General features: G+C 28.5%; 15 protein-coding genes. 13 read left to right on the top strand and 2 right to left on the bottom strand.

The genetic code is table 11. The features are described from left to right. The first annotated feature begins 58 nt into the window (after positions 1-58). The 5 genes from JEY78_RS10220 (at position 59) to JEY78_RS10200 (ending at position 7,768) form a co-directional block, all read left to right on the top strand. Positions 59-4,357 (top strand): translocation/assembly module TamB domain-containing protein, encoded by a 4,299-nt coding sequence (locus JEY78_RS10220; RefSeq protein ID WP_291850520.1) that lies wholly within the window; start codon positions 59-61, stop codon positions 4,355-4,357. A 3-nt stretch (positions 4,358-4,360) separates the two neighbouring features. Beyond that, positions 4,361-5,263 carry a sugar phosphate nucleotidyltransferase gene (locus tag JEY78_RS10215; RefSeq protein ID WP_291850517.1) on the top strand — a complete coding sequence of 301 codons (903 nt, stop codon included), beginning with the start codon at positions 4,361-4,363 and terminating at the stop codon, positions 5,261-5,263. A gap of 86 nt (positions 5,264-5,349) precedes the next feature. Continuing rightward, entirely contained in the window at positions 5,350-6,336 is a 987-nt protein-coding gene (gene pfkA, locus JEY78_RS10210; RefSeq protein ID WP_291850514.1) for a 6-phosphofructokinase, read from the top strand. 31 nt (positions 6,337-6,367) lie between these two features. Continuing rightward, a complete protein-coding gene (gene gap, locus JEY78_RS10205) occupies positions 6,368-7,360 on the top strand; it encodes a type I glyceraldehyde-3-phosphate dehydrogenase (RefSeq protein ID WP_291850511.1) in 993 nt (330 codons plus the stop codon). A 45-nt stretch (positions 7,361-7,405) separates the two neighbouring features. Next, positions 7,406-7,768, top strand: coding sequence for a methylglyoxal synthase (locus JEY78_RS10200; protein ID WP_291850507.1), 363 nt, complete (start codon positions 7,406-7,408; stop codon positions 7,766-7,768). A gap of 4 nt (positions 7,769-7,772) precedes the next feature. Here JEY78_RS10200 and JEY78_RS10195 read toward each other — a convergent pair whose 3' ends face one another. Both JEY78_RS10195 and JEY78_RS10190 read right to left on the bottom strand, forming a co-directional pair. After that, entirely contained in the window at positions 7,773-8,153 is a 381-nt protein-coding gene (locus JEY78_RS10195; protein WP_291850504.1) for a RidA family protein, read from the bottom strand. 13 nt (positions 8,154-8,166) lie between these two features. After that, on the bottom strand, positions 8,167-10,827 hold the full coding sequence (locus JEY78_RS10190; RefSeq protein WP_291850501.1) for a putative LPS assembly protein LptD: 2,661 nt from the start codon (positions 10,825-10,827) through the stop codon (positions 8,167-8,169). Between the two features lie 197 nt (positions 10,828-11,024). Here JEY78_RS10190 and JEY78_RS10185 point away from each other — a divergent pair, with 197 nt between their 5' ends. From JEY78_RS10185 to JEY78_RS10150, 8 genes are all read left to right on the top strand, one after another. Continuing rightward, positions 11,025-12,176 (top strand): N-acetylmuramoyl-L-alanine amidase, encoded by a 1,152-nt coding sequence (locus JEY78_RS10185; RefSeq protein ID WP_291850498.1) that lies wholly within the window; start codon positions 11,025-11,027, stop codon positions 12,174-12,176. Between the two features lie 60 nt (positions 12,177-12,236). Next, on the top strand, positions 12,237-13,196 hold the full coding sequence (locus tag JEY78_RS10180; RefSeq protein ID WP_291850496.1) for an MlaD family protein: 960 nt from the start codon (positions 12,237-12,239) through the stop codon (positions 13,194-13,196). Positions 13,197-13,358: 162 nt separating this feature from the next. Further along, positions 13,359-14,663, top strand: coding sequence for a (Fe-S)-binding protein (locus JEY78_RS10175; RefSeq protein ID WP_291850492.1), 1,305 nt, complete (start codon positions 13,359-13,361; stop codon positions 14,661-14,663). A gap of 42 nt (positions 14,664-14,705) precedes the next feature. Then, a complete protein-coding gene (locus JEY78_RS10170; RefSeq protein ID WP_291850489.1) occupies positions 14,706-15,152 on the top strand; it encodes a phosphoheptose isomerase in 447 nt (148 codons plus the stop codon). A 19-nt stretch (positions 15,153-15,171) separates the two neighbouring features. Then, positions 15,172-15,951 (top strand): (Fe-S)-binding protein, encoded by a 780-nt coding sequence (locus JEY78_RS10165; RefSeq protein WP_291850486.1) that lies wholly within the window; start codon positions 15,172-15,174, stop codon positions 15,949-15,951. Positions 15,952-15,965: 14 nt separating this feature from the next. Further along, positions 15,966-16,472 (top strand): PH domain-containing protein, encoded by a 507-nt coding sequence (locus tag JEY78_RS10160; RefSeq protein WP_291850483.1) that lies wholly within the window; start codon positions 15,966-15,968, stop codon positions 16,470-16,472. After that, positions 16,465-17,955, top strand: coding sequence for a PH domain-containing protein (locus JEY78_RS10155; RefSeq protein ID WP_291850480.1), 1,491 nt, complete (start codon positions 16,465-16,467; stop codon positions 17,953-17,955). Before JEY78_RS10160 ends, JEY78_RS10155 begins: the two co-directional genes overlap by 8 nt. Continuing rightward, positions 17,946-18,845, top strand: coding sequence for a 1,4-dihydroxy-2-naphthoate polyprenyltransferase (locus JEY78_RS10150; RefSeq protein ID WP_291850477.1), 900 nt, complete (start codon positions 17,946-17,948; stop codon positions 18,843-18,845). Before JEY78_RS10155 ends, JEY78_RS10150 begins: the two co-directional genes overlap by 10 nt. Positions 18,846-18,849: the final 4 nt, after the last annotated feature.

Raw genomic sequence — 18,849 nt, 5'->3', positions numbered from 1 at the left:
AGCAACAAACTATTTAAGAACAGAATTTGATGTTGATATTAATGTTAAAAAAGTTGATTTGTCATTTTTAGGAAATGTAAAATTAAAAGAAGTTTATATTAAAAATCACCATGCAGATACGTTAATTTATATTGAAAACTTAACTACATCAATCGTTAGTTTTAAAAAATTGGTGGATGGAAAACCAGAATTTGGCCAAATATTTTTAGATAATTTTATTTTAAATATTAAAACCTACAAAGGAGAAGTAGATGATGCTTTAACAGTGTTTGTAGATAAATTTGATGATGGAACAGTGAGTGATCAACCATCTGGGTTTTTATTAACTTCAACCAGATTAAAATTAAACAATGGATATGTTGAAGTTGTAGATGCTAATATTAAAAATGATCAACCTATATTCTTCAAAAAAATAAAGGGTAGTGCAAAAAACTTTAAAATTGAAGGACCAAATGTTACTGCTGATATTAAAAACCTTCATTTTATTGAAAATAGAAATATTGAGGTTGAAAACTTAACAAGTAACTTTTCGTATTCTAAAATTTCCATGAGTTTTAATAATACGTTGTTAGAAACTGCGGAATCTTCATTAGAGGCAGATATTATTTTTAATTACCATAGAGATGACTTTTCGGATTTTAATAATAAAGTAAAATTAAATGCAGACGTTCAAAAGGCAAATTTATCGTTAATAGATTTGAAAAAATTCTATAATGAATTAGGAACTGATGATGAATTGCATTTTTCAACAAAAATAACAGGAACACTCAATAATTTTATAACACATAATTTAGATTTAGAATCTGATAAAGGCGCCATTATTAAAGGAACTATTAATTTTAAAAATGTTTTTAATCAGGAAAACGGGTTTTCTTTAGAAGGAGATATTGATAATTTAACATCAGATTATTATCATTTAAAAGCATTACTTCCAAATGTTTTAGGAAATACATTGCCTACTGAATTTTCTAAATTAGGAAAATTTACCTTAAAGGGAAAAACCTTTATTACACCTAATTTAATTGATGCCAAATTGGTTATGAATTCTAATTTGGGAAGTGTAATTTCAGATTTAGAGCTTACAAATGTTACAAATATTGATGATGCAACGTATATTGGACATATTGAATTTATTGATTTTCAGTTAGGTAAGTTAATTGACAATCCTTCAATTGGTTTGTTATCAACTTCTTTGGATGTAGACGGAGAAGGATTTTCTTTAGAAAAAATGAATACATCCGTAAAAGGAATAATTACCAATTACGAATACAATAAATATGCATATAAGAATATTAAAATTAATGGCGTTGTTAAAAAGAAACATTTTAATGGCGAAACAGAAGTAAATGATGAAAATATTAAGCTGAATTTTAATGGATTGGCAGATTTTTCTTCAAAAATATATACGTTTAATTTTAAAGCAGTTGTAGATTATTGCGATTTAAATACTATTAATTTGTTTAAACGTGATAGTATTTCAAATTTAAAAGGAGAAATAAATATTAACGTAAAAGGAAATTCTATTGATGATTTGGTGGGTAATCTGGATTTTAAAGATATGTTGTACACCAACCAAAAAGGCGATTATTTTTTCAAAGATTTTAATATTAATTCATCATTTGAAGATAGTACCAGAACCATCACTATTAATTCACCAGAAATAATTACAGGGAGAATAAAAGGGAAATTTAAATTTGCGGAATTAGGACATCTAGCTCAAAATTCAATTGGTAGTATTTACTCAAATTACAAACCTTATAAGGTAACTTCTGGTCAATATCTCGATTTTAGATTTAATGTTTACAATAAAATTGTGGAGGTATTTTATCCGGAAATTGTATTAGATGCAAATTCATCGGTAAGAGGAAATATTAGTGCAGATGATAATTTGTTTAAGTTAAATATAAAATCGCCAAGAGTTGAAGCTTATAAAACTATTATTGAAGATTTAAATGTTCAGATAGATAATAAAAATCCGCTTTTTAACACACAACTTTCCATTGATAAAATAAAATCTGAATATTACAGTGTGAGCAACCTTAAATTGGTGAATATTACCTTAAATGATACGTTGTATTTTAGAACCGAATTTGATGGAGGTGAGCAAAACACAGAGCAATATAACTTAGCTTTTTATCATACCTTCAATAAAGAAAATAAATCGGTTTTTGGAATGCAAAAATCTAATTTCACCTTTAAAAATAATAAATGGGTAATTAATCCTGAAGATAATTTTAAAAATAAAGTGGTTTTTGATAGTAAAAGGAAAACCTACGATATAAGTCAATTTTTAATTGCTTCAAATAATGAAGAAATTGAAATTTATGGAACCATGAAAGATACCATTTCTAAGGACTTGAATTTTAAATTTAAAAATGTAAAATTGTCAAGTATAACTCCAGAAATTGATAGTTTAAAATTGAAGGGAATTGTAAATGGTACTTTAAATTATAAACAAATTACAGATAAAATTAAACCAACTGCAGACTTAACAATTGCAAATTTTTACGTAAATAATTCTTATCAAGGCGATTTAAAAGTAAATATAGAAGGAAAAAATTCAGTAAAAAATTATTTGGTAGATATTTCCTTAAAGAGAAATGGAAATATTAATTTTTCGGCTTTGGGAGACTTAGATTTTACGCCAAAAGAACCCACATTAGATTTAATTGTAGACTTTGAAGAATTTAAGCTAGATGCTTTTAGCCCATTAGGAGAAGATGTTTTTACAAATATTAGAGGATTTGTTTATGGAAATGTAAACTTAACAGGTTTGGTTAAAAATCCAGATATGACCGGAACTCTCTTTTTAGATAAAGCCGGTATGTATTTTCCTTATTTAAATGTAGATTATGAATTTGATGGAACAAGTATTGTAGAATTAACCAACCAAACTTTTACGTTTGATGATGTTACTATAAAGGATAGTTTTAAAAATACAAAAGGAAAAATTACAGGGACCATAAAACATAGTCATTTTGATAATTGGAAATTAGATTTAAGTGTAAATACTAAAAATCTTTTAGTATTAAATACCATAGAAAAGGAAAATTCTTTGTATTTTGGAACTGGTTTTTTAGAAGGAAATGCTTTTATAAAAGGGCCAACAGATAAATTAGTTATAGATGTTGTTGGGAAAACCAAAAAAGGAACTCACTTTATAATTCCAATTAGCGATGTAAAAACAGTAGAATCATCACAGTTAATTCGTTTTATAAGTAAGGATAATTCCGATAATAATGAAGAAATTAGAAGGCAATTTATTTCTGATAAATTAAAAGGATTATCAATGGTTTTTAACCTGGAAATAACAAAAGATGCCATAGTTGAAATGGTGTTAGATAAAGCAACCGGAAGTTATATTAAAGGAAGTGGAACTGGTAATTTACAAATTGATTTGGATACCAAAGATAAGTTTGATATGTATGGCGATTTTATTGTAGATAACGGTGTTTATAATTTTAAATATGGAGGTTTTATAAATAAACCATTTGCCGTTAGAAAAGGTGGAAGCATTTCTTGGAGCGGAAACCCATTTACGGCAGATATAAATATTGAAGCCGTTTATAGAGTTTCAGCAAACCCAAAATCATTATTAGAAAATATTGTTGCAAACAGAAAAATACCAATTGATTTGATTACACGATTTTCGGGTGAGTTATTTAATTCACAACGCGATTTTGATATAGAAATTCCTAATTCAAGTTCAACAGTAGCCTCAGAGTTAGAATTTAAATTAAATAGTAATGATGAAAACAATAAAACAGTTCATTTCATATCTTTGTTAGTTTCTGGAAGTTTTTATAATGAAAGTGATTTAAGTGTAAATAGCAACGCGGCTTTATATGGTACAAGTTTCGATATGCTTTCAAACGTGTTTGATAATATATTAAACCAAGGTAATAATAGATTTAAATTAAAACCAGTATACACAGTAGGTGAAAAATATAAGGTAGATAATTTAAATATTGATGATCAATTAGCAATAGCTTTAGATTATCAGTTAAACGATAAAATTATTATAAACGGAAAAGTAGGAATGCCTATAGGTTCTAAAGATCAAACAAACGTTATTGGAGAAGTAAATGTTGAATTTTTAATGAATGATGAAGGAACTTTCAGATCGTCAATCTTTAATAGGCAAAATGAAATTCAATATACAGAAGAAGAAGAAGGTTACACGCAAGGAGCAGGTTTAACCTACCAAATTGATTTTGATAGTGGAAAAGAATTACTAGAAAAATTGAAGTTGAAAAAGAAAAAACCAATTGATTCAATTCCTGAAAAACAATCAAAAGATTCAATAATTACAGAAAATAAAATAATAAAATTTAAAAATAAATCAATAAAAAAATAAAAAATGAGTAAACCAACACTAGTTATTTTGGCTGCCGGAGTAGGTAGCAGATATGGAGGATTAAAACAATTAGACACATTTTCAGAACAAGGAGATACAATTTTAGACTTTTCAATTTACGATGCTATTCAGGCAGGTTTTGGAAAAGTAGTTTTTATCATTAGAAAAAGTATTGAAGATGATTTTAAATCTTTTTTTGATAAAAAATTAAAAGGAAAAATTGAAGTTGAATATGTTTTTCAAGAGTTGGATAAAATACCAGAAAGATTTAAAGATAACCAAAGAGAAAAACCTTGGGGAACTGGTCAAGCGTTATTAATGACTAAAGATGTTATTAAAGAAAATTTCGCAGTAATTAATGCGGATGATTTTTACGGACGTGAAGGTTACCAGGTAATGGCGGACGCTTTAAATAAAATTGATAAAAATTCTAGTGAATTTAATATGTTAGGTTATGTGTTGAAAAATACCATTTCAGATTTTGGATTTGTTTCTCGTGGCGAATGCAAAGTTGATGAAAATGGCTTTTTAATTGGTTTAACAGAAAGAACTCAAATAGAAAAAGTAGATGGTGAATTGAAATATAAAAATGAACAAGGTGAAATGATGCCAATATCAGAAGATACCATTGTTGCAATGAATTTCTTTGGTTTTACACCTAAATATTTTGAACTTTCTAGTTCTTTATTTGAAGAATTTTTAGAAAAAAATTATAAAGAACCTAAGGCAGAGTTTTTTATTCCATCCATTGTAAATCATTTAATTGTAAATAAATTAGGAACTATGGAGGTTTTAAAATCAAATGCTCGTTGGTTTGGTGTTACCTACAAAGAAGATAAAGAGTATGTAACTTCAGAAATCCAGAAGCTAAAAGATAATGGAACATACCCTGAAAAATTATGGTAAAATAGCATATTTAAATATTAATATAAAGCTAACATATTAAACTACTAGGTTCTGATAAAATTATCATATTTTTGTCATTCAAATGAATGACTAAAAAAATGAAGAAAATAGGAGTGATGACTTCTGGGGGAGATGCTCCAGGAATGAACGCCGCAATTAGGGCAATTGTTAGAGCTTGTACTTATTATAATATAGAGTGTGTTGGAATTTATAGAGGTTACCAAGGTTTAATTGAAGGCGATTTTGTAAATCTTAATGCCAGAAGCGTTAGCAACATAATTAATAGAGGAGGTACTATTTTAAAGTCAGCAAGGTCAAAAGAGTTTATGACCAAAGAAGGAAGAGCTAAAGCTTATGAAAACTTAAAAAGAGCTGAAATCGATGGAATTGTTTTAATTGGTGGAGATGGAACTTTTACTGGAGGAATGATATTTAATGAAGAATATAATTTTCCTTGTATTGGTGTTCCCGGAACAATTGATAACGATATCTTTGGAACCAATTACACTATTGGTTATGATACTGCGCTAAATACAGTAGTTCAAGCAATAGATAAAATTAGAGATACAGCAAGTTCTCATAACAGATTGTTTTTTGTTGAAGTTATGGGTAGAGATGCTGGTTTTATAGCTTTAAATGCAGGTGTTGGAGCTGGAGCTGAAGAGATTTTAATTCCGGAAGAAAACATGGGCCTTGATAGACTGCTTGAATCTTTAAAAAGAACCAAACGCTCAGGTAAATCCTCTAGTATTGTTGTTATTGCAGAAGGTGATAAAATTGGGAAAAATGTTTTTGAGTTAGCTAATTACGTTGAAGAAAATCTTAAACAATATGAAGTAAGAGTTTCTGTTTTAGGCCACATGCAAAGAGGAGGTTCGCCAAGTTGTTTTGATCGTGTTTTAGCAAGTAGACTGGGTGTAAAGGCCGTAGAATTGTTATTAGATGGAAAGTCAAATGTAATGGTTGGTTTAGTTAATAATAAAGTTGAAACAACCGAGTTAGAACTTGCAGTTAAAGGCCACCATGCAATTAATAAAGAATTAATAAGAGTAAGTGATATGATGTCAATTTAATAGCTGTTTTATTAATTTATATAAAAAATTCATGTTAAAAATAGGTATTAATGGGTTTGGAAGAATTGGGCGTTTAGCTTTTAGAACTGCAATAACTAGGAAAAACATTCAAATTGTTGGTATAAATGATCTTCTAGATATTGATCATTTAGCTTATTTATTAAAATATGACTCGGTACACGGTAAATTTAAAGGAACAATTGAAGTTAGTGGTAGTTACTTAATTGTAAACAATCAAAAAATTAAAATCACTTCAGAAAAAGATCCAAATAAAATTCCTTGGAAAAAGTTAGATGTGGATTACGTAATTGAATCTACAGGTTTATTTACAGATAAATCAAAAGCAGCACTTCATTTAATTGGAGGTGCAAAAAAAGTAGTGATATCAGCACCTTCAAAAGATGCGCCTATGTTTGTAATGGGGGTTAATCATAAAAATTTAAAAAAAGAAGACATTATTTTTTCAAATGCTTCCTGTACTACAAATTGTTTAGCGCCCATTGCAAAAGTATTAAATGATAATTATGAAATTGTTGAAGCTTTAGCAACAACAGTTCATACGGCTACTTCTAGCCAAAATACTGTTGATGGACCTGAAGCTATTTGGAGAAGAGGTAGATCAGCTTTAAATAATATGATACCTACATCAACCAATGCTGGTAAGGCTGTTATTAAAATTATGCCAGAGTTAGAGGGTAAATTACTTGCAATGGCAGTTAGAGTACCAATTGTTGATGTTTCTTTGGTTGATTTAACAGTGAGGTTAAAAAAATCAACGAATTATGAAGAAATTAAAAGGGTGATGAAATTGGCTTCAGAAAATGAGTTGAAAGGAATTTTAGGGTATACAGAAGATGAAGTTGTGTCACAAGATTTTGTTTCAGAACAAAGAACTGCCGTTTTTGATGCAAAAGCGGGATTAGCTTTAAATAATAATTTTTTTAAAATTATTGCTTGGTATGATAATGAATTTGGATATGCAACTAAAATTGTTGATTTAATTGAATATTCACACGCACTTTAATAGAAAAAAGCAACAAATGATAAGTAAGTTTCTTATTTTTGCCTTATGGAAATAGCAATTATAGCACACGACGGAAAAAAGGCTGAAATGATTCAGTTTTTAATGGATTTTAAAGCCTTAATAATTTCAAAAGATATCCACTTAATTTCAACGGGAACAACTGGTAAAAATGCTGAAAAAGCTGGTTTTAAAGTTACTAAATTTTTGTCTGGGCCATATGGTGGTGATGCGCAAATTGCGGGTAGAGTTGCAGAAGGAAAAACAGATATGGTTTTCTTTTTTAGAGATCCACTGGGTATGCATCCACATGAACCAGATATTGCAATGTTAATGCGTTTATGTGATGTTCATGATGTGCCATTAGCTACAAACCCAGCAACAGCTGAACTTTTAATAAAAGCTATTTAAACATTTATTTTATAGCAATCATTGAGATTTCAACATTTACAAATTTTGGTAAATTAGCAACTTCAACAGTTTCTCTGGCGGGAGCTATGTCATTATTAAAATAGCTTCCATATACTTCATTTATTTTAGAAAAATTATTCATATCTGAAATAAATATAGATGTTTTTACTACATCATCAAATGTCATATCAGCTGCAGCTAAAACAGCTTTCATATTTTCCATAACTTGCTTAGTTTCTACTTCAATAGAATATAAAACTAAATCTCCTGTTTTTGGGTTAATTGCAATTTGTCCAGAAGTATATAAAGTATTACCAACTAATACGGCTTGATTGTATGGGCCAATTGGTGCTGGAGCATTTTTGGTGTTTATTATTTTTTTCATAATGTATTAAAATTTAGAATAATACTCTATCAGGTTGTTGACGTTTATCGTATTTTAAATCACTTAACATGGATGATTTTATACCAATAAAGAAGTAGTACGTTTGCCTATCTCCAAACGGAACCCAGTTAAAATTTAATTTCCAACTATCTAAATCACGTGAAAAACGTAATTGTGTATATGAAAATCCTTGATTTTTTATATCATAACCCGAAGAAAATCCTACTTTCCATTTTGGTGTTAAATCTAAGTCTCCAGAAAACATTAGTGAATTAGATGAAATTTCTTGCTGTCTGGCAGAATTACTATAATTTAAAGAATAAGCTATTTTTAAGCTCCAAGGTATGTCTGCTCCAAAAAGTTTTGTTTCCTTTACCTCATCCTTATTTTCACCTGCCGGAGTTTGTTGGTTTGACGCTATAGAACTTTCCCCAAAAACACCATCTGAATTATTGGCATCAGCATTTTTTTGGTTTGGTGTTTTTGTTTTTTTACCACTTTTACTAGCCAACGAATAATTTAATGTTAAACCCGCACTTGTAAGTCTAAATAAACTTCCATTGTTGTCAAAATTAAACGTGTTAATTTTTTTACCATTTGCGTCAATAGCGTAAGGATCTAATGTGGCATTAGCGTTAACACTTAATTTATTATCAAATAAATTTGTTCCAGCATTTACACTAACAGGACTCCATTTTAAAGAGTCTGCTGCCATGTTGTAGCTTGAAGAAAAGTTTAAATTATTTAATAAAATAATTTTTTTAGATTCTGTAGCAGTAGAATCTTTAGACTTTACCTTTGCTTCTAAATTATTGTTTAATGAAAAATTTAAACTGTTAGAAATACCTGTACCTGGGCTTCCATAAATACCGTTTGCAAATGGTGAATATTCAACGGTATTAGTTGGGTCTGCAGTTTTTTGAACTTCTTCATTATAATAACTAAAATCGGGTCTATAACTGTAAGAAATACTAGGTCTAACTACATGACGAATTGCTTCAATTCTACTTCCTTTTTTAAACTTAAACATTCCATAAAAAGTAGTGCTTAATGAAAGAGCTGTACTGTATTCTCTAAATGAACTGAAGCTGCTAATAGTATCCGTTACTACGGCATTTTCAACATCATCAAAAGTTTTTTTCAATCTATCAAAATACCATACTTCTTTATAATTCACATTTGGAGAAAGTGTAAAATATTTTAAAGCTTTCATGTTTGTATTTAAAGCTAAACTGTGTTGAATACCAGATTTTGCTTCATCAAACATTTCTTTTTTAAAGAAAAATTCATCGGTGGTACTAATCTTATTATCGCCTTTCATAGAATAGGTCAAACCCGTTTTTTGAATAGCGTTATTTTTTGCACCACCTTTCCCTACAAATGGATAAACTCTATCCATATTTACTTGTAAAGAAGGCAATGTCATTGAAATTTGTTCTGTATTTGTATTTTGAGAATGCGTTACAGATAAGGACATGTTCAACGGTGTGCCAACAAATTTTTTGTAAAATGAAATAGAAGAACTTAAGGTGTTATTTAAAAAGGCATTTGTATTATACTCATTGTTAGATTCTTTGTAATATTTACTACTTCCTAAATTTACAGATGCAGAAAAACGTGAATTTGGACTGGCTTTTTGGTCTTGGCTATGGCTCCATCTAATGTTATAATTAGAAGTTTCTGCATAATCAGTTAAACCTTTTAAGCTATTAATTAGGTTTTCATATTTAAAATCAAAATTTCCTGAAAATTTATAACGTACGGCATAACCAGATTCAGTTCTTAATCCCCAACTACCATTAGTGTAAATATCACCTAAAACAGCTAAATCAAAATTATCACTTAATACAAAATAATAACCCCCGTTTTGTAAAAAATAACCTTGTGTACTATTTTCACCCCAAGTTGGCATTAAAAAACCAGAAGTTCTACCTTTAGTCATTGGAACATAAATAAAAGGAAGAATTAAAGGTGTGGGAACGTCCGCAATGACTAATTGACTAGCCCCAGCAACAAGTTTTTGATCTTTAATAAATTTAGCTTTTTTAATTTTTATATAATAATCCGGATCATCTTTTTGTGATGAGGTTAATTTAATATTTTCAATAAATATTACAGAGTCATTATGCTTTTTACTTACTTCACCTTTTATTATAATACCTTGTTGATCGGTTTTTAAATTCCAAATTTTTGCTTTTTCAGATTTGAAATTAAACTTAATGGTATCTTGAACGGATTCCTGTGAGCCTTGTTTAAAAACTGGTAATTGTGAATATACACCAACACTATCTTTTATTCCTTTTGCAGTTACAATGTTTGTTTTATTATCAATTTCAATATAACCAGCGGTTAAATCAATATCTTTATAATGTATGTGAGCGTTTTTATATAAAGTAATTTTATTGTTTTTTATGTCTTGACGTATTAAACTATCTGCACTATGCTGAATAATACTTTCTAAAAGTTCCTTAGGTTTTTTTAATGTGTCTTTTGGTTTACCTAAACTAAGAGAATCTTTAATAGTACTATTTAAAGAATCTTTTTTTCCTATAATTATAGAATCCTTTTTACTAAAAATGGTATCAGTTAACTTTAAACCATTATTCTCCTTAATTATTTCTTTAATTTCTTGAGAATAAATTGTTGAACCGACAAAGCAATTTGCTATTATCAAATAAATTAGAAGGATTGTATTTTTGCTATTTGTTTTAATAATGAAATTTTTATAAAAATACTTTTTAAATTGGTTTGATAGCATAAGTTTTTTACTTTAGCTTATTAATTAAATAGCCTAAAATTGACAGTTGTAAATGTATGGCTCAATAATTGTATCACCAAATAACAGTTGCCAAAAATAATTAAAAAAAATTGATGAACTCACAACTCTTTCCTAAAATTAAAATAAGAACGAATTATACTCGTTTTTTCGTATTTTTATTACTATTTCTTTTTATAAATAACTCAATATTTGCTCAAAATAAAGAATTTATAGTTGTATTAGATGCGGGTCATGGAGGAAAGGATCCAGGAAAAGTAGGTGCTAATAGCGCAAAAGAGAAAGAAATAGCTTTAGAAATTGTATTACAAGTTGGAAAATTGTTGGAAAAGGAACAAGATATTAAAGTTGTTTACACCAGAAAGACGGATGTTTTTGTGGATTTATGGGAACGTGGCAGAATAGCAAATAAGGCTGATGCAAATTTATTTGTTTCAGTGCACTGCAATGCACATAACTCTCAAGCCAGAGGCGCTGAAACTTGGGTATTAGGAACTCATGCAAATAGTAGAAATTTTGAAGTTGCAAAAGCAGAGAACTCAGTAATTTTATTAGAGGATAATTATAAAACTAATTACAAAGGTTTTGATCCAAACTCTCCAGAATCTGTTATAGGATTAACTTTAATGCAAGAAGAATATTTAGATCAAAGTATACAATTAGCCAGTATTGTCCAAAATGTATTTACATCAAAATTAAATAGAGTTAATAGAGGTGTTAAACAAGCTGGTTTTGTAGTATTGCATCAAACATATATGCCAAGTGTTTTAATAGAAACTGGTTTTATTACAAATACGGAAGAAGGTGCATTATTAAATTCTCATGATGGACAACAAAAATTTTCTGAAGCTATTTATAATGGAATTTTAAAATATAAAGAGCAATTATCTTTAAATACAGTTTCAAATGTTGATTTAGAAAATATTGCTATAAAAAATAAAAATACCAGTAAAACAACCAAGCAAAAAGTGACGAATGATAGTGAAACTGATGTAGAATTTAAAGTTCAAATAGCATCAGGCTCTAGTAAATTAGAGACTCATTCTTATAATTTTAATGGATTAGATAATGTTGAAAGAGCACAAGTAGGCTCAAGTTATAAATATTATTTAGGAAGCACTTCAGATTATTCTAAAATAAAAGAAGTATTACAGCTGGCAAAATCTAAAGGATATACATCTGCATTTATTGTTGCATTTAAAAACGGAGATAAGGTTTCTGTTGATGATGTTTTAAAAAAATCATAGCGAGTAAATCAATTACTACCAAAAATTATTAGTATTATTGCTCATTAAAAAAGTCTTATTTTGAAAATAACAAGAGAATTAAAAACTGGAGTTGTAGCTGTTGTAATTATAGCCCTTTTTGTATGGGGATTTAATTTTTTAAAGGGGATGAATTTATTTGATGGGCCTTTAAATACCTATTTTACAGCCTATAATAACGTACAAGGTTTAAATACGTCAAGTGAAGTAACTATAAATGGTGTTGAAGTTGGAAAAGTTATTGCTATAAATTTTAATCAAGATCCAAATAAAAAAGGAGAATTAATTGTAGAGTTTAGTATTGAAAATGATTTTGAATTTTCTAAAAACAGCGTTGCAAAAATTTATAGCGCTAGTTTAATGGGGGGAAAATCATTAGCAATTGTTCCTTCCTATGAAGGTGAAATTGCAAAACCAGGTGATTTTTTAAAAGGTGAAATAGAATCTGATATTTTTTCTTCAGTAACTGAAAAACTAAATCCATTACAAGCTAAAGTAGAAAATGTAATTGTAAGTGCAGATTCTTTAATGACGGGTTTAACAGATGTTTTAGATGCTAAAAGCAGAAGGAATTTAAAAAGTAGCATTGCGCAATTAAACGAAACTGTTACAAATTTTAAACTAATTTCTGAATCGGTTAATGAGTTAGTAAAAAATAACGATCAAAAATTAGCTAAAACACTTTCAAACACACAAGTAATTACAAAAAATTTATCAATTCTATCTGATTCCTTAGTGCATGCTGATTTTGGAAAAACGATTAAAAATTTAGAAACAAGCATTTCAAGCTTATCCACCATTTTAGCAAATATTGAAAATGGAAATGGTTCCATGGGTAAATTAATGTATGATGATCAAATGTATACAAACCTAACAAATGCATCTAAAGAATTAGAAGAGCTGTTACGAGATATGAAAGAACACCCAAAGAGGTTTGTTCATTTTTCGTTATTTGGTAAAAAGGAAAAAGGTTATGAGCCTAAAACAGAAGTAAAAGAATAGCCAATTAAAGTGATAATTTTTGTGAAAACAGCAATAAAAGGTTTCAATAATTATTAAATATCACACAAATTTTCAGGAAGTTTGAATTAAATTTGCAGTCTGATTTGTTTTTGAAAATTTAGTTGATAAAAAATATTTTAAATCAACATTAAACAAAAAAGTATGAATTATATTGATAACATCGCGTTTGTAATTCTTCTAATTATAGGAGTTGGGTTTTTTGTTAAAAACATAAAAAAACTTGTTAGAAACATACAACTAGGAAAAGAAGTTGATAGATCAGATAATTCAAGTGCACGATGGAAAAATATGGCAATGATTGCTTTAGGACAATCAAAAATGGTTAAAAGACCTATTGCAGGAATTCTTCATATTATTGTTTACGTTGGTTTTATTATCATTAATATTGAAGTAATTGAAATAATTATTGATGGTATTTTTGGAACACACAGAATTTTATCTTTTTTAGGTGGTTTTTACAGCTTTTTAATCGCTTCATTTGAAATTTTAGCAATACTTGTATTAGTTTCAGTAACAGTTTTTTGGATTAGAAGAATGGTACTTAAAATCCCTCGTTTTTGGAATAAAGAAATGAAAGGATTTCCTAAAAATGACGCATTGTACATTTTATATTTTGAAATGGTTTTAATGTCATTATTTCTAATAATGAATGCTGCCGATAATCATTTTCAAGAATTAAATGTTGGAAACCCAATAAGTCAATACATTGCTCCATTATTTCATAATTTAAGTTTTACAACTATAAATATTGTTGAAAGAACAGCTTGGTGGCTTCATATTGCAGGAATATTGGTATTTTTAAATTACTTATATTATTCTAAACATTTACATATTTTACTAGCATTTCCGAATACTTATTACGCAAATTTAAATCCAAAAGGAAAATTAACTAATTTAGAATCAGTAACTAAAGAAGTTAAAATGATGATGGATCCAACTATTGATCCGTTTGCTGCCGCACCAGAAGGAGCAGAAGCATCGATTCCAGAAAAATTTGGAGCTAGCGATGTAACCGATTTAAACTGGGTACAATTAATGAATGCTTATACCTGTACAGAATGTGGTCGTTGCACATCATCTTGCCCTGCTAATATTACAGGAAAAGAACTATCGCCACGTGCCATTATGATGAAAACACGTGATAGATTGGAAGAAGTAGGAGAGAACATCAACAAAAATGGAAAATTTATTGAAGATGGTAAGCAATTACTATCAGATTATATTACTCCAGAAGAAATTTGGGCGTGTACAAGTTGTAATGCCTGTGTTGAAGAATGCCCCGTAAATATAGACCCATTATCCATAATTATTGATTTAAGAAGATATTTAGTAATGGAACAGTCCGCTGCTTCGCAAGAACTAAATAGTATGATGACAAATATTGAAAATAATGGAGCTCCTTGGCAATATAACCAAATGGATAGATTAAATTGGAAAGATGAATAATTTATTATAATAACTAAAAATCAAAAAAAACACACGCAAAGAATGAAAAAAGAAGATGTTGAAAAGATGTTACATGACAAAGTTGAAGATGGATTACATATTAGTCCTATTTTGCCTGAAGGAATTAAAAATTATTTAATTGATATTGATGGTACTATAACTGAAGATGTTCCAAATGAAGAACCAGAAAGAATGGGAACTTGTAAACCTTTTCCTGATGCATTGGCAACTTTAAATAAATGGTACGATGAAGGTCATATTATTTGTTTCTTTACTTCAAGAACAGAAGCTCATAGAGAAGTTACAGAAATGTGGTTAAATAAACATGGTTTTAAATACCACAGTTTATTAATGGGAAAACCAAGAGGTGGTAATTATCATTGGATTGATAATCACTTAGTAAAAGCAACACGATACAGAGGTCATTTTACAGATTTAGTTGAAAAAGAAGTAACAATTGAAGTTTTTGACGACGGAAAACACGAATAACCAATAAAAATATATAAGTATGAATGTACCAACAATGGCAGAAATGATGGCGCAAGGTAAACAACCTGAAGTTTTATTTTGGGTCGGTTGTGCAGGAAGTTTTGATGATAGAGCAAAAAAAATTACAAAAGCATTTGTCAAAATTTTAAATAAAGCCAACGTAGAGTTTGCTGTTTTAGGTACGGAAGAAAGCTGTTCAGGCGATCCCGCAAAAAGAGCAGGAAACGAATTTTTATTTCAAATGCAGGCAATGACAAACATTGAGGTTTTAAATGCTTATGAAATTAAAAAAATTGTAACTGCTTGTCCGCATTGTTTCAATACTTTAAAAAATGAATATCCACAATTAGGTGGTGTTTATGAAGTAGTACATCATACAGAATTATTAAAATCGTTGCTTGATGATGGTAGATTAACCATTGAAGGTGGACAATTTAAGGAAAAAAAAATCACATTTCACGACCCTTGTTATTTGGGTCGTGCAAATGATGTTTACGAAGCTCCAAGAGAATTAATTCGAAAATTAGATGTGGAATTAGTAGAAATGAAGCGTTGTAAAACCAATGGTTTATGTTGTGGTGCTGGCGGAGCACAAATGTTTAAAGAACCAGAAAAAGGAGCTAAAGACATCAACATTGAGCGTACAGAAGATGCTATTGAAGTAAAACCAGATATTATTGCAACCGGATGTCCTTTTTGTAATACAATGATGACAGATGGAGTGAAGGTTACCAATAAAGAAACTGAAATTGAAGTATTAGATATTGCAGAGTTAATTGCAAATGCACAAGATTTATAATTTTACTAAACTTTATGTTTGAAAATTCGCAAATTACTTCAGATCTTCCAGATATTGAACAATTAAATTTTTTAAAAATCCATAAAAACTATTTATGGATTTTATTGTTTAATTCAGCACTTGTTTGGAGCGTTGCTTTTATAGGATTTTACTTTTTTGTAGCTGCTAAAATAGCCGAATCACATCAAAAGTTTGTAAATTATGGTTATTTACTTTTAGCAGTGGTTTGTGTGGTGTATTTTGTTATTTTAATTGCTGGATTCTCCAGAAGAAAATATGCATTAAGAGAAAAAGATATTTCATATAGCAGTGGAATTATAATTGAAAAATTAACAACAGTTCCATTTGCAAGAGTGCAACATTTAGAGGTTGATCAAAAGCCATTTTCACGCTTATTTAAATTAGCTTCTATTCAAATATTTACCGCAGGAGAAAGTAATGATGACTTGAAAATTAATGGAATTCCAAAAAAGGAAGCCTTAAAAATAAAAGAGTATATCACAAACTTTATCAATGAATAATTCTTTCGATTTTTCTACTTTTTCCAGACAATCTTCCAAAGGAATTATTGTAAATTATTTTTTGATTTTTTATAAATCGTTAAAATCTTCTTGGATTTTAATTCCACTTTTATTTACCAAAAAGCCAGAAAATTTTAACGCTACTAAAATTGTTTTAGGAATAGCACTTATTTTAATTTACATTTTAATTCGGTCAGTGTTATTATATCTTAATTATAAGTTTAAAGTAAAGGACAACGGCTTTGTTTTAAAACACGGGATTCTAAAAAAAACGAATGTTTCTATTCCCTTTTCAAAAATTCAGAATGTAAAATTTAAACAGAATTTTATTCAACAACTTATAAATGTTACGGAGGTTGAAATTGAAACTGCTGGAGCAAAAAATGTGGAGGTTTCAATTAAAGCATTAACAAGAGAGCGAGCAGAAGCATTAAAAGAAGTGTTGTTTAGTGATAGAGTTATAGTTAAGGAAGAAGAAATAGAAACGTTAGACGAAAAAAAGGCAACGGAATTGTTAAAAGTTTCTCCATTAGAATTGTTGAAAGTGAGTATTTCTGAAAATCATTTTCATAGTTTTTTACTACTATTTGCTTTTATTTTTTCGGGATATGCACAGTTAAAAGATGTGTTGGAAGATTTAGAAATAAATAATCAGCTTGATGTACTTGTTGAAGAAAATGCAAGTACTTTAGTTCAGGATGTTTTTTTAGTAGTGATTCTTGTTTTATTTGCGTTTGTAATATCCATAATTATTTCATTTGTTAGAACTTTTTTAAAACACTTTAATTTAAAATTAAGTATAAAAGAAAAAGCTTTAGAAATATCTCAAGGGTTAATTACCAAACAACATAGTATTATAAAAAAAGAGAAAGTTCAATATTTAGTTATTTCTACAAATCCTATTAAAAAAATAATTGGAATATACAATGTAGTTTTTAAACAAGCTACTAGCGGAAAGGTGAAGGCTAATAAAATTATTAAAATTGTTGGCGCTAAATTTGAACAGATTTCAATTTTAAAAAATGTTTTATTTACTGAAGAAATTTCAAGGGAGGAAGAAAAAGTTGTGCCGAATTCATATTATATAATACAAATGTATTTTAGAAGTTTTCTATTTTTGGCAGTCTTAAATTTAGTAGCACTTTTAAATATTTATATTCTATTTATAAATTTAGTGGCAATTCCGTTGGTTATTTTATTGATAAATTTGAAGTATAAAAAAACTTTTTTCAGATTGCATCCAAATTTATTAGAAGTTGGATCAGGGCAATTTTCAACAGAAATTATTTATTTTGAAATATTTAAAATGCAACATATAAAATTGCGACAATCTATTTTTCAGAAAAGAAAAAATGTTGCAGATATTATTTTACAAACTGCATCAGGAAAAATTAAAATACCTTGTTTAGATAAGAATTTAGCCGTTGAATTATATAATTTAATGTTGTATAAAACCGAAATATCAAAAAAATCATGGATGTAAAAGAGTTAATAAAAGCTGCCCGTTTTAGAACTTTACCATTATCCGTTTCTGGAATAATTGTGGGGAGTTTTATAGCCGCTTCAGAGGGATTTTTTAATGCTACCATTTGTGTATTGGCTTTACTAACAACAATTGGATTTCAGATTATTTCAAATTTTGCCAATGATTATGGTGATGGTGTAAAAGGAACTGATAATGATGAGCGGGTAGGTCCGCAAAGAGCCATTCAAAGTGGAAAAATAACGCCAAAGCAATTGCTGAAAGTTATCAAAATTTCAATAGTTATAACGCTAATAATTGCCGTTTCATTAATTTATAGTTCTTTTGGAAAAGATGATTTTTTAAATATTCTAATCTTTTTTGTGCTTGGAATTGCAAGTATTGTTGCAGCCATTAAATATACAATGGGTAAAAATGCTTATGGTTATAGTGGTTTGGGCGATGTATTTGTTTTTCTATTTTTTGGTTTATTAAGTGTTTGTGGTAGCTATTATTTATTTACAAAACAGTTACATTTCACCATATTTTTACCAGCATTTTCAGTTGGATTTTTAAGTATTGGAGTTTTGAACTTAAATAATATGCGTGATAGGGAGTCTGATATTAAATCAAATAAAAATACATTGGTTGTTAAAATTGGAACGGAATTCGCTAAATATTATCATTATTATTTGCTAATTGCGTCATTTTTATTTGCCCTATTGTATACAATGATACATTTCACTAACATTTATCAATTTATATTTGTTTTGGCATATATACCAATTGTAAAACATTTTATTGTGGTTTATAAAAATGAAAATTCTAGTTTGCTTGATCCAGAATTAAAAAAATTAGCAATTAGCACGTTCATTTTTTCTATTTTGTTTGGATTAGGTGTCATATTATAATATA

The sequence above is a fragment of the Lutibacter sp. genome, from assembly GCF_016342705.1.
GTDB lineage: Bacteria > Bacteroidota > Bacteroidia > Flavobacteriales > Flavobacteriaceae > Lutibacter.
Note: the sequence above shows the minus strand (reverse complement) of the source record. Positions and strands in the feature narration are given on the sequence as shown.